Source organism: Shewanella sp. 1311, assembly GCF_059338235.1.
Map to the genome: position 1 here is coordinate 3,725,420 of NZ_CM181686.1, position 18,368 is coordinate 3,743,787.

General features: G+C 47.0%; 13 protein-coding genes. 5 read left to right on the top strand and 8 right to left on the bottom strand.

The genetic code is table 11. The features are described 5' to 3' along the window. Positions 1 to 15: 15 nt before the first annotated feature. The 4 genes from AC5YB3_RS16585 to AC5YB3_RS16600 form a co-directional block, all read right to left on the bottom strand. Positions 16 to 942, bottom strand: coding sequence for an ABC transporter substrate-binding protein (locus tag AC5YB3_RS16585; protein ID WP_494525754.1), 927 nt, complete (start codon positions 940 to 942; stop codon positions 16 to 18). Positions 943 to 1,185: 243 nt separating this feature from the next. Further along, complete coding sequence (locus AC5YB3_RS16590) at positions 1,186 to 1,623, bottom strand: ExbD/TolR family protein (RefSeq protein WP_494525755.1); 438 nt, start codon at positions 1,621 to 1,623, stop codon at positions 1,186 to 1,188. After that, positions 1,620 to 2,375 carry a MotA/TolQ/ExbB proton channel family protein gene (locus tag AC5YB3_RS16595; protein WP_494525756.1) on the bottom strand — a complete coding sequence of 252 codons (756 nt, stop codon included), beginning with the start codon at positions 2,373 to 2,375 and terminating at the stop codon, positions 1,620 to 1,622. The genes AC5YB3_RS16590 and AC5YB3_RS16595 overlap by 4 nt, the downstream gene beginning before the upstream one ends. 102 nt (positions 2,376 to 2,477) lie before the next feature. Next, complete coding sequence (locus tag AC5YB3_RS16600; protein ID WP_494525757.1) at positions 2,478 to 3,341, bottom strand: energy transducer TonB; 864 nt, start codon at positions 3,339 to 3,341, stop codon at positions 2,478 to 2,480. A gap of 363 nt (positions 3,342 to 3,704) precedes the next feature. Here AC5YB3_RS16600 and AC5YB3_RS16605 point away from each other — a divergent pair, with 363 nt between their 5' ends. The 4 genes from AC5YB3_RS16605 to AC5YB3_RS16620 all read left to right on the top strand — a co-directional run bounded on the left by AC5YB3_RS16605 (position 3,705) and on the right by AC5YB3_RS16620 (position 9,222). Further along, positions 3,705 to 5,795, top strand: a complete 2,091-nt coding sequence (locus AC5YB3_RS16605) for a TonB-dependent hemoglobin/transferrin/lactoferrin family receptor (RefSeq protein ID WP_494525758.1) — start codon at positions 3,705 to 3,707, stop codon at positions 5,793 to 5,795. A gap of 124 nt (positions 5,796 to 5,919) precedes the next feature. Then, positions 5,920 to 6,489, top strand: coding sequence for a heme utilization cystosolic carrier protein HutX (hutX, locus tag AC5YB3_RS16610; protein ID WP_310796170.1), 570 nt, complete (start codon positions 5,920 to 5,922; stop codon positions 6,487 to 6,489). Positions 6,490 to 6,539: 50 nt separating this feature from the next. Then, positions 6,540 to 7,097: a heme utilization protein HutZ gene (hutZ, locus tag AC5YB3_RS16615; protein ID WP_107402482.1), complete on the top strand. Its 558-nt coding sequence runs from the start codon at positions 6,540 to 6,542 to the stop codon at positions 7,095 to 7,097. Between the two features lie 220 nt (positions 7,098 to 7,317). Continuing rightward, positions 7,318 to 9,222 carry an ABC transporter transmembrane domain-containing protein gene (locus AC5YB3_RS16620; protein WP_494525759.1) on the top strand — a complete coding sequence of 635 codons (1,905 nt, stop codon included), beginning with the start codon at positions 7,318 to 7,320 and terminating at the stop codon, positions 9,220 to 9,222. 138 nt (positions 9,223 to 9,360) lie between these two features. On the opposite strand, the gene AC5YB3_RS16625 is transcribed toward AC5YB3_RS16620, so the two are convergent. From AC5YB3_RS16625 to AC5YB3_RS16635, 3 genes are all read right to left on the bottom strand, one after another. Then, positions 9,361 to 10,962, bottom strand: coding sequence for an AMP-binding protein (locus AC5YB3_RS16625; protein WP_494525760.1), 1,602 nt, complete (start codon positions 10,960 to 10,962; stop codon positions 9,361 to 9,363). A gap of 498 nt (positions 10,963 to 11,460) precedes the next feature. Then, positions 11,461 to 12,933 carry a cytochrome c oxidase accessory protein CcoG gene (gene ccoG, locus AC5YB3_RS16630; RefSeq protein WP_063883729.1) on the bottom strand — a complete coding sequence of 491 codons (1,473 nt, stop codon included), beginning with the start codon at positions 12,931 to 12,933 and terminating at the stop codon, positions 11,461 to 11,463. 172 nt (positions 12,934 to 13,105) lie between these two features. Then, the gene (locus AC5YB3_RS16635) at positions 13,106 to 14,566 is read right to left on the bottom strand and encodes a sigma-54 interaction domain-containing protein (RefSeq protein ID WP_494525761.1); all 1,461 of its coding nucleotides are present in this window, start codon (positions 14,564 to 14,566) and stop codon (positions 13,106 to 13,108) included. 381 nt (positions 14,567 to 14,947) lie between these two features. Between AC5YB3_RS16635 and AC5YB3_RS16640 the strand changes: the two genes are divergently transcribed. Further along, entirely contained in the window at positions 14,948 to 17,524 is a 2,577-nt protein-coding gene (locus AC5YB3_RS16640) for a TonB-dependent receptor plug domain-containing protein (RefSeq protein WP_259520784.1), read from the top strand. A gap of 122 nt (positions 17,525 to 17,646) precedes the next feature. On the opposite strand, the gene AC5YB3_RS16645 is transcribed toward AC5YB3_RS16640, so the two are convergent. Next, entirely contained in the window at positions 17,647 to 18,198 is a 552-nt protein-coding gene (locus tag AC5YB3_RS16645; RefSeq protein WP_300477487.1) for a thioredoxin family protein, read from the bottom strand. Between the last annotated feature and the right edge of the window lie 170 nt (positions 18,199 to 18,368).

Below are 18,368 nucleotides of genomic sequence, written 5' to 3' on the forward strand. Positions count from 1 at the left end.
TCGTTACTATGCAGGTTACTGATTTTGCTTGAGCAATGTACTGGCAAGCGTATCGGCGGCGCTAATGGCACTGATGCCTAAGCCGCCGAGAAGGGCTTGCGGCGCGAGTGTTTGTATATGGCCATTTTTACCCGCAGGAGTATGGGCGAGTAGCGGCATCTCTTTTATCAGTTCTTGGGCAATGTGCGCGTTGGTTTGCTCTGTGGGGTTATCGCTGCGCTTTGACAGTAAAATAATGTCGGGCTGCAAGGACAAAATCCCTTCCTGAGACATACTTTTGTAGCCATCAAACTCGGCAATATTCTGTGCGCCCGACAGCGCGATAATGGTATCTGCGGCAGTGCCTTTACCGCCGACCCGTGCGCCACGGCCTTCTTGTAATAGCATAAAGAGGATTTTTGGCTGCGCGCCAGCATCGCTTATTTGCTGTTTTTTATCCGCTAAGCTTTGCAGTTGTTGATGTAAGTCCTGCTTTAACTTAATGGCATTATCTGGACGGTTGAGTAATTGACCTAAGGTATCCACATTGCTCATTAGCTGCGGCTCATCGTTCGTTGCGGGTAACTGCACAACTTGGATATTGGCTTGTTTCAATACATTGAGCGTGGTCTCAGGCCCCATAACATCCGAGCCGACAACCAGTGTTGGCGAGAGGGCGATAATACCTTCGGCGGAGAGCATTCTGTGATAGCCAAGCTTAGCCACATGGGCTAAACCTTCAGGTACATAGCTGGTGGAGTCGATAGCGACCAGTTCATTGCCCGCATCGAGGGCGAGCACTAGCTCAGTGACGCCCGTGCCCGCACTCACGAGTCTTATCTCACTTTCAGTACTTTCCACATCGGGCTCAGCACTAAAGGCGCTGGGCGATAGCAAAGCCGACAATGCAGAGACGATAACTACCACTTTGCTTAATGACATTTTAGTTGCTTGAAACAACATGGTTAAACTCCTCATAAAAACTGGTTCGCCACAGGCTTAGATACTGTTTTTAGTCTCTGACTTTCAAAGTCTTAGCTTTAAAAATCAGTACATTAAGTCCAGAAAAGTAAAGCAATGCTTTACGGCCTGCATCTTTTGTTTTGGTTATGGTCTTGTCAGAAAGGCAACATTAGCTGTGTCTCTGGCTCATTATTTAGCTTGCTCATTTGGCTTTTGGGGTCAGATAGCGGGTCTGGCAATGCGCTAATGCTCCATCAATATTTGGGTCTGACTGATTGACTGCGTCTGTAGCAGCGCGAGCAGTTGCATCAAAGGTTCCACGGGCGCGGCCTTATCGGCGGCAATAATCACGGTCGCCTCCGGCATAGTGTTAAAATGTGCGGTAAACGCGGCGGTAAAAGTCGCTAAATCATCAAATGTCTCACTATCGATTGCCCAATAAGGCGCTGTCGCCATGATATTGATGGCAATCGTTGGCTTGTTGTCGATTGCAGTGATGGCCGAACTTGGGCTTTGCGGCACATCTACCGGCAAGCTGAGTAGTTGGGTGTTTGCCGTCAGCAGTAGAAATACCAACACGATAAAAATAATGTCGATTAACGCGGTTAAATCTAGGCTCGGAAGTTGCTCAGGCGAAGCAATGCCTGCCTGCCTGCGTGGTGATGCATCTGCACTTATCATGTCTGTGGCTCAATCTGGGAATGAGAGTTGAATGCCGACTTTTGCGCAGTGCTGCTGTTGCTGACTTTGCTGAATGCTTGGTATTGATTGCTATCGATTGAAATATCTTCGATACCCGCTAACCACAGATTGAGTTGATTGAGCACGTGCCCTGCGCGCAGGCATTGACCTTGAGCCCAAATGCCAAAAAGATGGGCGGCGGTAATGGCGGGCACTGCGATAATGAGTCCGGCGGCTGTGGTGTTCATCGCAAGACCGAGTCCGGCGCTGAGTTGCGCTGGGGTAACTGGGCCTTGTGATTGCCCAAGCTGAGCAAACATGTCGATGAGGCCTAGTACGGTGCCAAGTAGGCCGAGTAATGGGCTGATAATGCCAATCACTTGTAAAACCTTGAGTCCGGCTTGCAAGTCGCGTTGCTGTTTGTTGAGCCACAGACTGAGTAATTCTTCCCTTAGCACTTTGGGCTGGTGGACTTGTTTGAGTAACAAGGTCGCGCCACGGGCGAGTAAATCTTGCTGTGCGCTGGTTTGTGTTAGCAGCGCGCTGACGTTTTCAGTGGTCGCCGTTGAGCTTGATTGACGCAATGACGTTACCCAAGCCTGTTTTTTCGGCCAGATTGACAGCAGAGTTTGATGCAAAAACAAGGCACTACGTTCAAGGCAGATCATCAAAGCTAAAAAAGCACATAACAACAAGGGCCAAGTCAGCACGCCAAGTTGTGTCTGTAGGGTTGAAAAATCAGTTACGGGCATTAAGCCTCTCCAATCGATTGAAAAATCAGTTTTATACGTCATTGAGTGAATCAAAAAGTGAGCTTTACTATGGCTAGCTTTCAGCAATAAGATTAAGGCCCGCTAGTTAAGCGCGAAACGAATCGGCACTCTGACCTTGTAATGACTCGCTAGCCTTGGCGTCGGCGCCGTAAATTGCCAGTTCTCAACTGCAGCAATTGCTGCCTGATCAAGCAGGCTAAATCCTGAGCTTTTTACTAACGTCAGCGCCAGTTGCTCGCCAAGTTCGTTAAACATCACTTCTATGGTTGCAGTGCCTTCGAGTCCTTTCTTACGCGCTATTCGCGGATAAGTCGGTTGCGGTGGCGCTGTAGCAAACAGCGGTTTGGCTAATTCCACTATGTTCGTTTGGAGGCTGTCGTTAAATGGGGCATTGTCAGCGGCTGCACTGTCTACATTTTGAGTCGCTTTTGCATCTAGTTCGGCTGCGTTAGCGATTAAATTCGTTGGTTCTTGTGCTGTTTTGGGCTCTGTTTTTAGCTCTAATTCTTGTTCAACATGTTCGGGTTGCTTATTTACTAAAGCGTTCGTCGCTGATTGATCTGTATCTGGATAACTTTTAGCAGTAGGTTTTGCGACAGAAGGTTTCTTAGCTAACTGGCTGTCAATTCGTTGATCAGCTTTGGGTTTTTCTACAGCCTCGATAACCGTTTTATCGACAGAGTCTGCTGTTGATACTTTTCTTGCTGTGCTGCTCACTGTGGCTAACTTGGATTCTGTTTGCGTTATGGGCTCGACACTGGCGTTGCTGCTTGTCGCAGCAGAAAAATTGAGGGTGACACGATTCGCGCTGGGAGCGTTCGATGCTTGATTTGCACTCAATGCTTGGGCACTTTGTAGCATAGTGATAGCAGGCTGCGAGGCGATAACACCCGTTTGGATGGCAACAGTTAACGCGCCAAAGGCAAGATATCGTTTCGGTGTCACAGCAACCTCTTTTTCCCAATAAAGCACTTCTGCTCATTTATCTTCGCTAATTAAGATATCTCAATATAAACAAGATCGCAAATGATAATGATTTGCATTTGATCTATTTTGTTATCTCAGGTAGAGTGCCTGCAATAGCTCGAATGAGCGCTTAAAAAAACAGCTAAACCGGTAATTCATCCTACTTTATGGGGACTGATTGTCTTGGACTCTGTCTGGAAAGGGCTCAAGTTTGAAAGAGCCTAATCTGGAATTGAGCATCTGTAACAGACTCAATCTCAAAAGGATTGGCGTCTGGAAAGAGAGTCTGGGCTCAGTATTGAATTGCACGGGAACAGCTGATTATCACTTGAGGATGAAGAGATGAAGAAAAAGCCGTTAGTGATCGCCATGGCGATAGCACTGAGCAGTACGGCCCTAAGTTTTACGTTAGCGGCAGAAGAAAATGTTAAGCCTGTTGTTCAAGGTGATGCGGATAAAAAACTCGTCACGACAGAGTTTGATGAAGTGTTAGTGAGTGCAACCCGCATCAGCGAAAAAGCCTCCGAAACCAGCCGCAGCGTAGCCGTGGTGGGTGAAGAGCAACTTGCGGTAGCTCAAGCATCATCCGTGGCTAATGCCCTTAAAAACGAGGCGAATATTACGCTGACGAATGGCCCAAGAGCTTCATCTCAAGGGGTTGAAATCCGTGGTTTAAGTGGCAGTCGAGTACTGCAGACGATTGACGGAGCAAGACAAAATACCGGCTCTGGCCACAGAGCTACCTACTTTATGGACCCTGAGTTACTGAAATCCATAGAAGTGCTGCGCGGTCCAGCCAGTAGTTTGTGGGGCAGTGGCGCACTGGGTGGCGTCGTCGCGCAAAATACTAAGTCAGCGCAGGATTTCTTAGCGCCCAATGAAACCTTTGGTGGCTTCCTAAAACAAGGTTATGAGACCAATGGCTCGCGCACTAAAACCAGTGGCGCTATTTATGGTCAACAAGACAGTATCGATTGGTTACTAAACGGCTCTTACACCGACTCAAACAATATAAAAACCGGTAATGACGAAACCCTAAGCAACAGTTCATCCCATGGCAGCAGTGGTTTAGCTAAATTCGGTTGGCAAGCCGATGAGGCGTCACGCTTAGAGTTATCTGCGAGAGTCAATAAGATCAATGAATTAGTGCCAAGTAATCCTTCTGCGGCAGCCAGTAATTCAATACCTTTAGTGCGTCGCAAGACAGACGATCAAAATATCACCTTAGATTACAGTTTCAATCCAGCCAATAACCCGTATCTGGATACTAAGATGCAAGTGTATTGGAACAGTACCGACTACGATGAAGACCGTATTACTAAGGGCCAGCTAGACAGCACTGAGTATCGCACTGTGGGCATTAACCTCAATAACAGTTCGCGCTTGGGCAATACATTGTTGACCTACGGCGTTGATGGCTTCCGCGATACTATAGAGACGACGCGTGATGATTCGGGTCAAGTGGGCCAGCGTCCGGGAAATATTGATGGTGAAACCACAGTATGGGGCGCTTTTACGCGGGCAGATATTGAGCTGACTAAGACGTTAAACCTGGATGCAGGTCTGCGTTATGACAGCTTTAAAAATGACAGTAACAACCTCAATTTATCCTCCGATGATAATGAGTTATCGCCATCACTAGGGTTAGTTTGGCAGACTCAATCTTGGTTGACCTTAAGTGCCCGTTACGATCAAGCCTTCCGCGCACCTTCGGTAGAGGAAATGTATTCTAGCGGCACCCATTACTGCATTCCACCTATTCCGGGATTCTTGCCCCAAGGTCTATGCAACACCTTTGCGACCAATCCGGATCTAAAGTCTGAAAAAGCCCGCAACAAAGAAATCAAAGCAGACTTACGTTTCAGTGAGTTAGCCGGTGATGATGAATTAGCTTTGACGTTCAACATCTTCCGTAACGATGTGGACGATTTCATCGTGCAGCAAGTGTCTAATCCTTGGCATGGTATTCCTGGGTTCGAGCAAACGACCTCATGGAATAACGTCGAAGATGCGCGTTTAACTGGCTTTGAAATTAGCGGTCGTTACCGAATTGGCCAAACTCGCTTAGCGATGAATTATGGCCAAACCCATGGTGAAGATCGTAAAAATGGCGGCGATATTGAAGGTATACCCGCCAATAAATTTAACATTGATTTATCCCAAGGCATTATGGAAGGCGACATGAAACTCGGCACTCGCGTCACTTATGTGGCGACGCAGTCGAATACGCCTGATGGCTTCAAAGTGGCGAAATACGACGATTACACCCTATGGGATGTGTATGTTGCGTGGGAGCCGACTATGGGCGCGATGGCGGGTGTGAGAGTGGATTTCGCCATCGAAAACATCGGCGATGAAAAGTACCAACAAGCGTGGCAAACCTTGTATCAACCGGGCCGTAATATGAAGTTATCGGCGCGCTATATGTTCTAAGCCCTGCATTAAAGTGCTGACTTCCGTTTCGGCAAATGCTGAGTGTTAAATCTGAGCAAGCGGTAAACGGGAGCCAGGTTTAATGCCAAGCCACTCAATAGTCACTACCGCTGGAGACAGTAAAATGAAGATGACACTCGATAGCGAGCTCGATGTCGCGACAGATTTAGGCTCTGAGCAACGCCAGCTAAGTGAGCAACAGGCGCAACTGCGACAACGATTTGAGCAACAAGCTGATTTGATGCCAGCGCAGCTCGCCAGTGAATTAGGCATTGCTGAGCTCGAAGTCGTTGCAGCCCTGCCGCCCGAACAAGTGGTGTTTGTGCCGTTAACTCAGCTCGATGCCTTACTACAAGCCTTACCCGAATGGGGAAAGTTAACCACTATTGTGATGTTATCGGGCAGCGTATTTGAATTTAAAGGGGATTTCCCACAGGGAAAATATGCCCATGGTTATTACAACCTCTACAGCAAGGGCGACGGTTTGCACGGGCATCTCAAATTAGATGCCATGCGTGGCATAGCCTTGATCAGCAGACCTTTTAGAGGCAGCGAGAGCCATTCGATTAACTTCTTCGGCAGCGAAGGTGAGGTCGTGTTCAAAGTGTATTTAGGTCGCGATAAACAAAGAGCGCTGTTTCCTGAACAAGTTCGCCAATTTAAAGCGCTCGCAACTGCCTTTGCCTCGGTGTAATCACACCTCTGAATTGCAGCATTAACGACAGTATTTAAGGAACAGAGCAAATGAAGCCTGAAATGACCGAACAAGAACAACGTTTAAGAGACAAGCTTTTACCTGAGATAGAAGCCTTTAAACAGCAAAGGGAAACCTTGCAACTGGCCACGCTAGGTATTGATGGCCAGCCGAATGCGAGTTATGCACCCTTCGCACTGGCCGATGATGGTTTTTATATTCTGGTGAGTGACTTAGCCCGTCATGGTCATAACTTAAAGCACTCATCTAAGGTCTCTGTGATGCTTGTTGAAGATGAAACCGCGGCCAAATCGGTTTTTGCCCGCAAGCGTTTGACCTTTGATGCAATTGCCGAGGCCGTGCCCCGTGATACGCCAGCCTTCATTAAGGGCGTTGGTGTGTTGTCGGCCCGTTTTGGCGAAATGTCCGATAACCTTGCGGCATTAACCGATTTTAACTTATACAAGCTCGCGCCCCATCAGGGTCTTTATGTGAAAGGTTTTGGCCAAGCATTTAGCCTGAGCGGCGCAGAGTTGTTAGATGTGGATTGGAAGCGTGATGGCCACCATGGCACGCCCAAAACGCCAGAAAACCAGCAAGTCGCTTAAGTCGCGCTAAGCGATGGCAATAAAACCAACCCGCACTCGCTGCGGGTTGGTTTTATGCTTTTCTTTTGAGTAAAACCACGCTTTGCCCTTGAATTTTCCCGCAACAGGTAGCATCTAATTGATATGCTTTAAGCAAAGCTGCGCGGTTAACGGCTTGCAGATACCCAGTTCAGGTGAATGTTATGCTTGAATTGCCGTTCCCTACCGAAGGATATCACCCGTGACAGAGCCGACCGTCGAATTAGCCAAATCACCAAACCCCATTAAAGCGGGCGCAGAGCCATTGCCTGAAAAGTTAATTCCAGTCACGCCTACAATAAGCGCTGATGCTTCGAAGGTTAAACCAACCTCGGTGCAGCAAAGATCCGTATTGCCTTGGATTGTTGGTTTTCTTAAACCCTACAAACTGAAAGTCGTCGCGGCGATTATCTGCTTGATGATAGGATCACTCGCTTGGCTATCATTGGGCCAAGGTGTGCGCTTAATGGTTGATGAAGGCTTTGTGCGTGACAATGCGCAGCGGCTGAATGAAATCATACTGTTAGTGCTCGGAATTACCGCCGTCAGTGGCACAGCGGTGTTTTGCCGCTTCTATTTAATGACTTGGCTCGGCGAGCGGGTCAGTGCTGATATTCGTCTAACTGTTTACTATCAACTGCTTAAACTATCTCCCGCCTTTTACGCTAAAGTGCGCACCGGTGAAGTGATCTCCCGTTTTACCGCCGACTCTACCTTGCTGCAAACCGTGGTGGGCTCGAGTTTATCTATGGCACTGCGCTCTAGTGTGACGGTACTTGGTGGTTTAGTCATGATGGGGATCACCAGCGTTAAGATGACCTTATTAGTGTTATTGGCTGTACCTTTAGTGTTGGGACCGGTGATCTTTTTCGGTCGTAAAGTGCGTACACTGGCGCGAGAAAGCCAAGACAGGGTTGCCGATCTCGGCGCTTATGTGGATGAAACACTTCATGAAATTCATACGGTACAAGCCTATGGCCATGAAGATAAAGACCGTAGCTTATTCAATACCCGCGTCGAAGATGTGATGTCTGCGGCAAGCGGGCGGATCCGTTACCGTGCCTTGCTGATCTCAACCGTGATGTTTTTAAGTATCGCGGCGATTGCTATGGTGACTTGGGTCGGTGCCCACGATGTCATGTCGGGTAAGATGACGGGTGGCGAGCTATCCGCCTTTATGTTTTATGCTGTGATGGTTGCAGGCGCTGTGGCGACGATTAGCGAAGTAATAGGCGAAATTCAGCGTGCTTCTGGCGCCGCTGAACGTTTAATTGAACTGGCTGAAACGCCAGTGGATATTGCCGTTGCAGCTCATCCTATTGCTTTACCCGCCAAGGTCAGTGGCGAGTTAGTCATAGAAGGACTCAACTTTGCCTATCCAGAGCATGATGCCTTAGTACTAAAACAGCTTAATATGGCCATTGCCGCGGGGGAGCGGGTTGCCTTAGTCGGCCCAAGTGGCGCGGGTAAGAGTACTTTGTTCCAGTTATTGCAGCGCTTTTATGTCCCTAGCGCTGGTAGTATTCGACTGGAAGGAATTGATATTGCTAAGCTTTTGCCACATGACCTAAGAGCGCAGTTTGCTCTGGTGCCCCAGGACTCAGTGATTTTTGCGACCAGCGTACTTGAAAACGTGCGTTATGGCCGCGTCGATGCGACTGAGCAAGAAGTGATTGATGCTTGTATTGCAGCCCGTGCCCACGAGTTTATTAGCGAATTTACTGACGGTTATCAAACCTATTTAGGCGAGCGTGGCGTGCGACTTTCTGGTGGGCAAAAACAGCGGATCGCCATTGCGCGGGCGATTTTAGCCGACAGACCCATATTGTTACTCGATGAAGCGACCAGTGCCTTAGATGCGGTGAGCGAGCAGAAAGTGAAGCAAGCGCTGGATGTATTGATGGCGGGTAAAACCACCTTGATTATTGCCCATCGCTTATCGACGGTGATCAATGCCGATAGGATTTTTGTGTTCGATAAGGGCGAGATTGTTGCCTGCGGGCGCCACCAAGAGTTGATGCAATCCAATGCGTTATATCGTGAATTTGCCAGTCTGCAATTGTTAACCGAAGAGGCTAATGCCAGCGCCTTGAATGAGACCATTTAAGTAAAATAAAACCCAGTTGCTAGCTGAAACGCTCAAGCTAGCTCACTGGGTCTTTTATTGTGCGTTTGTCTCTAAGCTCTGTTAGTCAGCTTTTCCTTTAAGTACGGCACTTTAAGTACGGCACTGTAAGTGCGGTCTTCAAGCCTTATCTTTTAGCTCGCGGCGCAGAATTTTACCTACGGTACTCTTAGGCAATTGCGTCATAAATTCAATGGTTTTTGGCAATTTATAGGCGGTTAATTGCTCGCGGCAAAAGGCTAGAATGGCCTCTTTTGCCTGTTGATGATCTTGGCTATCATCCTTGAGCACGATAAAGGCTTTAACCGCTTCGCCCGAGTGTTCATCCTTTACTCCCACCACGGCACATTCGATCACACTTGGATGGCTCGCCAGCACGTTTTCCACCTCGTTGGGATAAACGTTAAAGCCCGAGACTATGATCATATCCTTTTTGCGATCAACAATTTGATGGAAACCTTCCGCTGTTGCTATGGCAATGTCACCGGTTTTAAAGAAACCTTCTGGAGTCATAGCATTGGCGGTTTCCTGCGGATTATTCCAATAACCCCGCATCACTTGTGGGCCACACGCGGCTAATTCTCCCGCTGTACCTAAGGGCACTTCAAGGTTGTTTTCATCTAAGAGTTTAACTTCAGTGCCAATCACAGGTTTACCAATAGTGCCAAGTTTTTGATAACCGGGCGCATTGAGTGAAATCACCGGTGAAGTTTCAGATAATCCATAACCTTCGCTGATCATATTGCCTGTCGTCTGTTGCCAAATGTTGGCCGCCGCGGCCGTGAGTGCTGTACCGCCCGAGATAGTGATTTTTAAGTGGCTAAAGTCCAGCGCCTTAAACTCGGGTTGATGGCATAGGGCGACAAACAGGGTATTGAGGCCTGCAAATCCCGTGAAGGGGTATTTGGCGAGTGTCTTAATTAAGCCACTAATATCACGCGGATTTGGAATTAATACCGAGCAACCGCCGCACTCGAAATACAGCACTAAGTTCACCATAAAAGCGTAAATATGGTAAATCGGCAGTGGCGCAACAAAGATATCTTCCCCTTCGGTGATCACGCTCGCGATGCGGGATTTTACCTGCGCCGCATTGGCGAGCATATTGCCGTGGGTCAACATGGCACCTTTAGATAATCCTGTCGTGCCACCTGTGTATTGCAACGCCGAGAGGTCGTCGAGATTCGAGATAAATCGGCTAAAAGGAAGGTCAGCACCTTGTTTTAAAATCTGACAAAACTCGACATTCTTAAGCCCTGTTTTTGGCTGCACATGCGGATCGATCAAATCTAAAGGATGGGTGGAGATGACAAGTTCTATTTGAGTGCTGTCGATGACTTTGGCCAAGGTCGGCAATAGGTCGGATAACACCACGAGCGCTTTAGCACCAGAATCATTGAACTGATGAATAAGCTCGCGCTCGGTATATAAGGGATTCGTGTTAACAAGGATTAGCCCAGCCCTGATGGCGCCGTAGGCCGCGATGACAAATTGGGTGATATTGGGCAATTGAATGGCGATGCGATCGCCGGGTTTGAGTGTGGTCTTATTCTGTAAATAGGCGGCAAAGTAACGAGAGTCGCGTTCTATCTCATTAAAACTGCTGGTTTTACCAAGGCAGGCATAGGCGGGTTTATCGCCATAACGCAGGCTGGTTTTCTCGATCAGATCGACCAGTGATGAGTAGTCTAGTTTGAGTTGAGAGTCTTGATCGTATGCCATGCTGAACTACCTCAAAGATGATGTTTATTAGTTGTTATTATTCTGGAGTTAAACAGGTGTTTAGATTAGAGGGTGTTAGCACTAGAGGTCAATGCTTATCGCGAAAAACATCGCTATGCCAATAACGGTATCTTTATGTAACAAATAGTATTTTTACTCTAAAACTCAGGCGTTAAGGATAGCGTAATTATCGTATCATCGATAAAGCACTAAAAGTGCGTGAGTGGAGATCATTCGAGATTTTGTAATGGGTATGTTTATAAGAATTCAACTTGCTTAAGCATATTTTGCGTAACGTCGAATAACAGATGGATTGCAGCCACTGCTGATTAGATGCCTAAGATTGGATTTTATTGGACGAAGAAGCACTAAAGATATCGCAAGAAATACACTGTCCTTTGAGGATGAGTGTTTGATTTAGAACGGCGCTTAGGTTGATTCCCCAAGCGCCGATTTAGCGGTTAATGTAGACGGTTACCGATATTAACCGCTAAAAGCCTAGGGACTGAAGAATCCAGTTTCTTGACTCACTTGCTGGCTTGGCTGTTTCACATCCGTCACCGAGAATTGGATCATTTTGCGCCCCGAGGGGATGGCATCCTTATCGGCTAATACTGTGACGGGATAGTCCACTTGTTCGCCCGCAGCCAAGGTAATAATAGGATCGGCAATCAAGCTGAAGGGCATTTCACTGTCAACAGCGAGTTGATACTGCTTAGTGTCCTGCGTTTTGTTGCGGATCTTCAGCTGATAGGTATTTTCAATCTTATTGTCAGCCGTTTCGCGGTACAGGCTTTGACGGTCTCGGATCACGTTAAGCTGGATTTCGCTGCGGCTATTTAAATCTAAACCTATCACTATCAGCATGATCACGACCGCTGCGCCGTAGCCTAAGAATCGCGGCGAGCGCCAATAGGAGTAGCTGACTCCCTTAAGATCATTCTCACTCATGTAGCCGATAAGGTTCGGTTTATAATCGAATTTCAACATGGTTTCATTACAAGCATCGACACAGGCACCGCAGTTGATGCACTCATATTGCAAGCCGTTACGAATATCTATTCCTGTTGGGCACACTTCGACACATAAATTACAGTCAACACAATCACCAAGATTACTCTCTCTGAGATTGGTTTCTTGCTTACGTTTACGTGGGCCGCGGGATTCACCGCGCTGTGCATCATAGGTCACGGTTTTAGTGTTGGCATCGAACATTACAGCTTGGAAACGTGAATAGGGACAGCAATGTAGACACATTTGCTCGCGCATCCAGCCCGCATTCAGATAAGTACAAATGGCGAAAAACCAGACCCAGCTTGTCACCCAAAAGCTAGCATTGCCCGTCAATATGTCCATATAGAGTTCGCGGGCGGGAATAAAATAGCTGATAAAACCACAGCCAGTGAGCAGGGCGGCGAGACCCCAAAGTAAGTGCTTGGTGCTTCTTTTACCGATTTTGCTGCCAGACCAGGACGCTTTGTCGAGTTGCTTGCGTTTGTTGCTGCTGCCTTCGATGCGCGTTTCTATCCACACATAGATAAAGGTCCACGCCGTTTGTGGGCAAAGATAACCGCACCAAACACGGCCCCAGAACACGGTGATAAAAAATAGACCGAAGGCGGCGGCGATAAAAATCCATGCAAGTAGGGTAAAGTCCTGCGGCCAGAGCGTGATGCCAAAGAAGAAAAACTGTTGCTGGCTGATATCTAACAATATCGCTTGGCGGCCATCGATTGAGATAAACGGCAAGGCGAAAAACAACACGATCAGCAGGCTATTCATCATGGTTCGCAGGCGCTGAAAATCACCTTTCTGCTCACGAAAATGGATGTTGCCAGAGGGCGTATTGCTCCCAGTTGCAGTTTCGCTGGAGAGGATTTTAATCGGAATGTGCAGCTCGACTGAGGAAGGTTTCGCGTTCACACTCTTATTCACACTTGGAGAATTGGGGGTAACTTCGCTCTTGGGCATAAAGGGTCCTAACGGCTTAAATAAGATTCGCCTCCCTATAGCAAGCGCTAGGCCAAGTTTTAACTGATTCAACCTTATGATATATATGGTTATTTTATGATGCGAGCTAAGTGGTAGTCACGATATATCACACATTGGCGATATATCGCGTTTTTAGCTTGTGTGGTTAGAGTTATATTTCACTCGATTGACGTTGGATCCCCAGTTTTTTCATCCGCGATCTCAGCGTACTTGCCGGAACGCCTAGCACATTCGCCGCGCCGAGTGGACCGGATATTCGCCAGTTTAAACGTTTAAGGGTCTGTTCTATATGCAAGGCTTCCGCTTCCGCTAAGGTTTGGCCTTGGGCTTGAGCTAAGGGGTTGTTACTCGGCATCGCATGGATCTGCAGAATATCGCCTTGGGATAAAATGGCTTCGCGCTCGAGGATATTTTGCAATTCGCGCACATTGCCCGGCCATGTGTAAGCCATGAGTTTTTGCAGCCCTTTTTGGCTCACACCGCGGATTTTTTTGCCTAACTTACGATTCAAACTGTGCAGTATATGGCTGACGAGTTCGGGGATATCTTCGATCCTCGCGCGCAGTGGTGGCACTTGAATAGGGAATACATTCAAGCGGTAATAGAGATCCATCCGAAATAATCCCTGCTCGACCCGCTTGAGTAAGTCGTGGTGACTGGCGGCGACCAAGCGAATATCCACTTGTATGGTTTCGCTGCCTCCGAGGCGTTCGAAGAATTGCTCTTGGATGACCCGCAGTAGTTTTGATTGGGCTTCTAAACTGAGTTCTGCCACTTCATCGAGGAACAGCGTGCCTTGGTGAGCAAGTTCGAAGCGGCCTTTACGGCGACTGGTGGCACCGGTGAATGCGCCTTTCTCGTGACCAAAAAGTTCACTTTCTAACAAAGATGCCGAAAATGCGGCGCAGTTGACGCTGATCATCGGCTTGTCTTTGCGGCGACTGAGTTGATGTAAGTTACGGGCAACGAGCTCTTTTCCTGTGCCATTTTCACCACAAATGAGCACAGTACTGTCGGTATTAGCCACCATATGCAATTGCTGGATCATGTGGCGGATCACGCTACTGGCGCCCGAAATATCCACATCACCCGTTTTGTCAGCAAGTTCAGCCTGCAGGTAATGATTCTCCGAGGCGAGTCGCTCCGAGAGCGCTTGCACTTGCGCCAATGCTTGGCGTAATGACTGCTCTGTTTGCTTTTGAATACTAATGTCGCGAAATATCGCGACTACGCCAATCAGTTCATTATCACGGTAAACGGGGGTGGAACTGTAATATACGGGGAAGCTGCTGCCATCTTTACGCCAGAACACATCATGGGTGATTTCTCGGGTAATACCATCCTTTAAGGTGTTGTAAATCGGGCAATCTTCTTGGGGATAATGGCTACCATCTGCATGGCTGTGGTGATGGCAGTTATGGATATTTTTGCCCAGTAACTCTTCATTCTTCCAACCTGTCATGCGTTCTGCCGCTGGATTGATAAACACCGCATTACCGCTTAAATCAAATCCATAAATACCTTCACTGACAGCGTTAAGCAGTAACTGGTTTTCCGGTAAGAAATGCTTATCTACCGATTTTTCATTATTGACCGAAATCTCATTTGTCATCTGTGGTACTCAGGTTTAGGCGGTATTGCCTGAGTATACCTTAAGTCGTATGACGCGATATATCGTGTTTTTGATTGAACTATTGAGTAATTACCTCTTTATGGTGACATTTTGGATCACATTTTTAGCACTCTGAAATGCATTTTTACCCAATGCAGTACCTTAAAAAATATTTACCTATAACAAACTGATCTAAAAGAGAAATGACTAATATTCATTCAAAAGTCTGATTTAACATTGGATATTGTCTTATTTATGTTATAAAAATGTTCTTGTTATGTAAAAATAACTTTGTATTGACCGTAGTTGCAAGGTTTAGGGATGAGAATCGCATAAAGCAGGTCAGGTATTCTAAAAAAATAATAAGCAGTTGGGATGAATATGATGACCTCAAAGAAGCAGAAGTTTGGATTAAGTGCAGTCAGTTTGGCGATTACATTAGCTTTGTCTGGTAGCTTCATTAGCCCGCAAGCCATGGCTGAGGAAGAAGACGCTGCTGTTAAAAATGAAGGCGTGGAAAAGATTGCGGTTGTTGGTTCACGTGCGGCACCACGCTCAATCGGCGATTCCCCAGTTCCAATTGATATTATTAGTAGTGACGACCTTAAAAAGAATGGTTCGACTGACATGATTGATATGTTAGTGACATCGGTACCTTCGTTTAACTCGCGCGCTCAACCCATTAGTGATGCGGCAACCTTAGTGCGTCCCGTTAACTTACGAGGTTTGCCTTCCGACAGTACCTTAGTGTTAGTCAATGGTAAGCGTCGTCACCGCGCAGCTGTGATTGCGTTCCAAGGCGGCGGCATTAACGATGGTGCTCAAGGCCCAGATATTTCAGTTATTCCTGGTTCTGCATTGAAGCAAGTCGAAGTGCTGCGTGACGGCGCTGCGGCGCAATACGGCTCTGATGCGATTGCAGGGGTCATGAACTTTGTCTTAAAAGATAATTCCGATGGTGGCTCCATCACAGTGACCCAAGGTGAATATTACGAGGGTGACGGTGCTACGACCACAGTCGAAGGCGATGTTGGTTTACCGCTGACAGATAATGGCTTCGTTAACTTAAGCTTCCAGTATAAAAATGCGGATGCAACAAGTCGAAGTGTGCAGCGTCCCGATGCGGCTAACTTAGCAGAGCAGGGTAATACTGCGATTAATGACCCCGCTCAAGTATGGGGTAATCCTGAAATCAATGATGACTACTCAGTGTTCATCAACTCAGGCTTAGACATTAATGCCAATATGCATGCCTATGCCTTTGGTAACCTGTCATCCCGCGATGCCGTAGGTGGTTTTTATTATCGTTACCCGCAAAATCGTAGCAACGTGTATTCCAATGACGATGGTCAGAATTTACTCGTGGGCGCGGTTAATGGTGTTCAGTCGACTTGTGCGGCTGTGCCTATCCCTAAAAATGCTGATGGAAGTGACGGCAACGTACTCGATACTGATGCTTACAAGGCGATGGTTGCCGATCCAAATTGCTTTGCCATGAACCAGATATTTCCTGGTGGCTATACGCCGCAGTTCACCGGCACCATTGAAGATATGTCTTTCTTCGCTGGTGTAAAAGGTGATATCGGCGAGTGGAATTATGATTTCAGTGCCGGTACGGGCAGTAACAAAGCCAGCTTTGGCCTTAAAAACTCTTTAAATCCATCATTGGGATTAGACACGCCGACTGATTTCGATACGGGTGCCTATGAGCAAGTTGAAACCACAGTTAACTTAGACTTCTCGCGTTTCATTACTATAGGCGGCATCGAAGACATTAGCTTTGCTTCTGGTTTTGAATGGCGTAATGAGTCGTTTGAGATATCTCAAGGTGATGAAGCCTCGTGGATTGCTGGCCCTTATGCTAACCAAGGTTTCAATATTGGTGCGCACGGATTTAAAGGCTTTGGCCCAGAATCTGCGGGTAAAAACTCTCGCCACAATATCGGTATTTATACTGATCTAGAAGCCTATTTAAGTGATGACTGGTTAGTCGGTTTAGCACTGCGTTACGAAGACTTTTCGACCTTTGGTGATACGTTAAATTACAAACTGACATTGCAGTATTCCGCAACGGATGAGTTGTCGTTCCGCGCGTCACACAGCACAGGTTTCCGTGCGCCAACCGTGGGTCAAGAAAACGTCGTCAACACGCAGACATCAATTATCGATGGTGAACTGATCCAGACGTTTATTGCGCCACCCACCGATCCACTTGCGGCATTTTATGGCGGGGAAGTGTTAAAGCCTGAAGAGTCAATAAGCTATGCATTAGGTGCTGTATATGAATACGAAAACTTTTTCTTAACGGTCGATTATTACAACATTGGTGTAGAGGGTCGTATTGCGCAGTCGAGTAAGATTGATGTTGAAGCTAAAGACTATGATGCGCTGCGTGCAGCGGGCGTTGAGTTCCCTGAGTTGATCCAAGGCGTGAGTTATTACACTAACGACTTTGATACTACCACTCAAGGTATCGATATCGTCGCCTCCTATGATGCGGAAATTCTGTCGGGTAATGCTAAATTCAGTCTCGCCTATGGTTGGACCGATACCAGCGTTGATAAATTCGATCCAGAAACCACTGATGAAGGTAAAGTTCGCCGTTTAGAAGATGGTATTCCAGCGCATCGTGCAACCTTAAGCTGGGCGCAGTCATGGGATCAATTAAGCATGTCACTGCGTGGTAACTACTTCGGTGAGTACTATGCGACTCATGCTGACGATACCTCTGATTGGGGTTCTGAAATGGCCGATGCTGCAGTCACCATAGATCTGGAAGTGAGCTATGAGTTATTTGATGGTTTAACATTGGCGGTAGGGGCAAATAACCTATTCGACCAAAAAGCGCAAAAGCTGAAAGACGGAACCTTAGGTGAACTTGGTGGCGTTTACTATGAAAGTGGGCCATTCGATTACAACGGTGGCTTCTACTATGGCCGTGTAAATTACCGTTTTTAATGAGTAAGCCAATTTATAGAAGCGATTTCTAACCCACCTTTCAAGAAATTTGGCTTTTATAGATTTGAAGTGAAGTGAGCAAAAAGGCTGCAGTGCAGCCTTTTTTATTGGTTATTTTTCCGTTAGCTACGATTCGTTTGTGCGGCAGCAAGGCCATTCAGCACATCACTCATACTGAGTTTTGACGGCAAAAGAATGCCATTGGGTGCGCTTGGACCGTAGATTTTATTGTAGGGCGTACCAGGTACACCTTCATGGCGCATATAGCTTTCAATCGTTTTGTTGGCCTCACTCCAGTTGCCTTGCATCAGGATAATGTTGTCTGCCATTAAGGCATTCACAATTTGTTCCCTGTGGGTGACTTCGGCTTTATTGGTTTGGCAGATGGTGCACCAATCTGAAGTAATATCGACAAATACGGTATAGCCTTGGGCAACCAGAGGCGCAATTTGCTCGGGTGCTAAGGTGTGCCATTGCAGTTTTTGATAGGCTTGATAATCCTCGCCTTTATGCACAAATCCAATAATAGCGCCAAGTCCTAAGGCGAAAAATCCCAGTACAAATATCACCGCCAGCGGTATGGTTTTTCCTTTTTGTCTTTGCCAAATCAGCAGCAAGATAGCGCCGATTAATAGACAAAGAATGATAATACTGATCAGAGTAATAGTGCTCATAAAACTTCCTGCTGGAGAATGGCGTGCCTTTATTAAACATTGAGGCTTAGGAATACAGACTTAGATTCGTGCTTATCTTAGCGGTTAACGGCTTAAAGCAGCATGAATTTATGGGATTTCATTTGAGCTGCCCTTTGACGCATTCAGTTGCAATTGTGTTTTGCGCCTGC

What these genes read in the sequence shown, in the direction of transcription:
- AC5YB3_RS16585 (WP_494525754.1), bottom strand. Translation starts at nt 942, where the DNA reads ATGTTGTTTCAAGCAACTAAAATGTCATTAAGCAAAGTGGTAGTTATC.
- AC5YB3_RS16590 (WP_494525755.1), bottom strand. Translation starts at nt 1,623, where the DNA reads ATGATAAGTGCAGATGCATCACCACGCAGGCAGGCAGGCATTGCTTCG.
- AC5YB3_RS16595 (WP_494525756.1), bottom strand. Translation starts at nt 2,375, where the DNA reads ATGCCCGTAACTGATTTTTCAACCCTACAGACACAACTTGGCGTGCTG.
- AC5YB3_RS16605 (WP_494525758.1), top strand. Translation starts at nt 3,705, where the DNA reads ATGAAGAAAAAGCCGTTAGTGATCGCCATGGCGATAGCACTGAGCAGT.
- hutX (WP_310796170.1), top strand. Translation starts at nt 5,920, where the DNA reads ATGAAGATGACACTCGATAGCGAGCTCGATGTCGCGACAGATTTAGGC.
- hutZ (WP_107402482.1), top strand. Translation starts at nt 6,540, where the DNA reads ATGAAGCCTGAAATGACCGAACAAGAACAACGTTTAAGAGACAAGCTT.
- AC5YB3_RS16625 (WP_494525760.1), bottom strand. Translation starts at nt 10,962, where the DNA reads ATGGCATACGATCAAGACTCTCAACTCAAACTAGACTACTCATCACTG.
- ccoG (WP_063883729.1), bottom strand. Translation starts at nt 12,933, where the DNA reads ATGCCCAAGAGCGAAGTTACCCCCAATTCTCCAAGTGTGAATAAGAGT.
- AC5YB3_RS16635 (WP_494525761.1), bottom strand. Translation starts at nt 14,566, where the DNA reads ATGACAAATGAGATTTCGGTCAATAATGAAAAATCGGTAGATAAGCAT.
- AC5YB3_RS16640 (WP_259520784.1), top strand. Translation starts at nt 14,948, where the DNA reads ATGATGACCTCAAAGAAGCAGAAGTTTGGATTAAGTGCAGTCAGTTTG.
- AC5YB3_RS16645 (WP_300477487.1), bottom strand. Translation starts at nt 18,198, where the DNA reads ATGAGCACTATTACTCTGATCAGTATTATCATTCTTTGTCTATTAATC.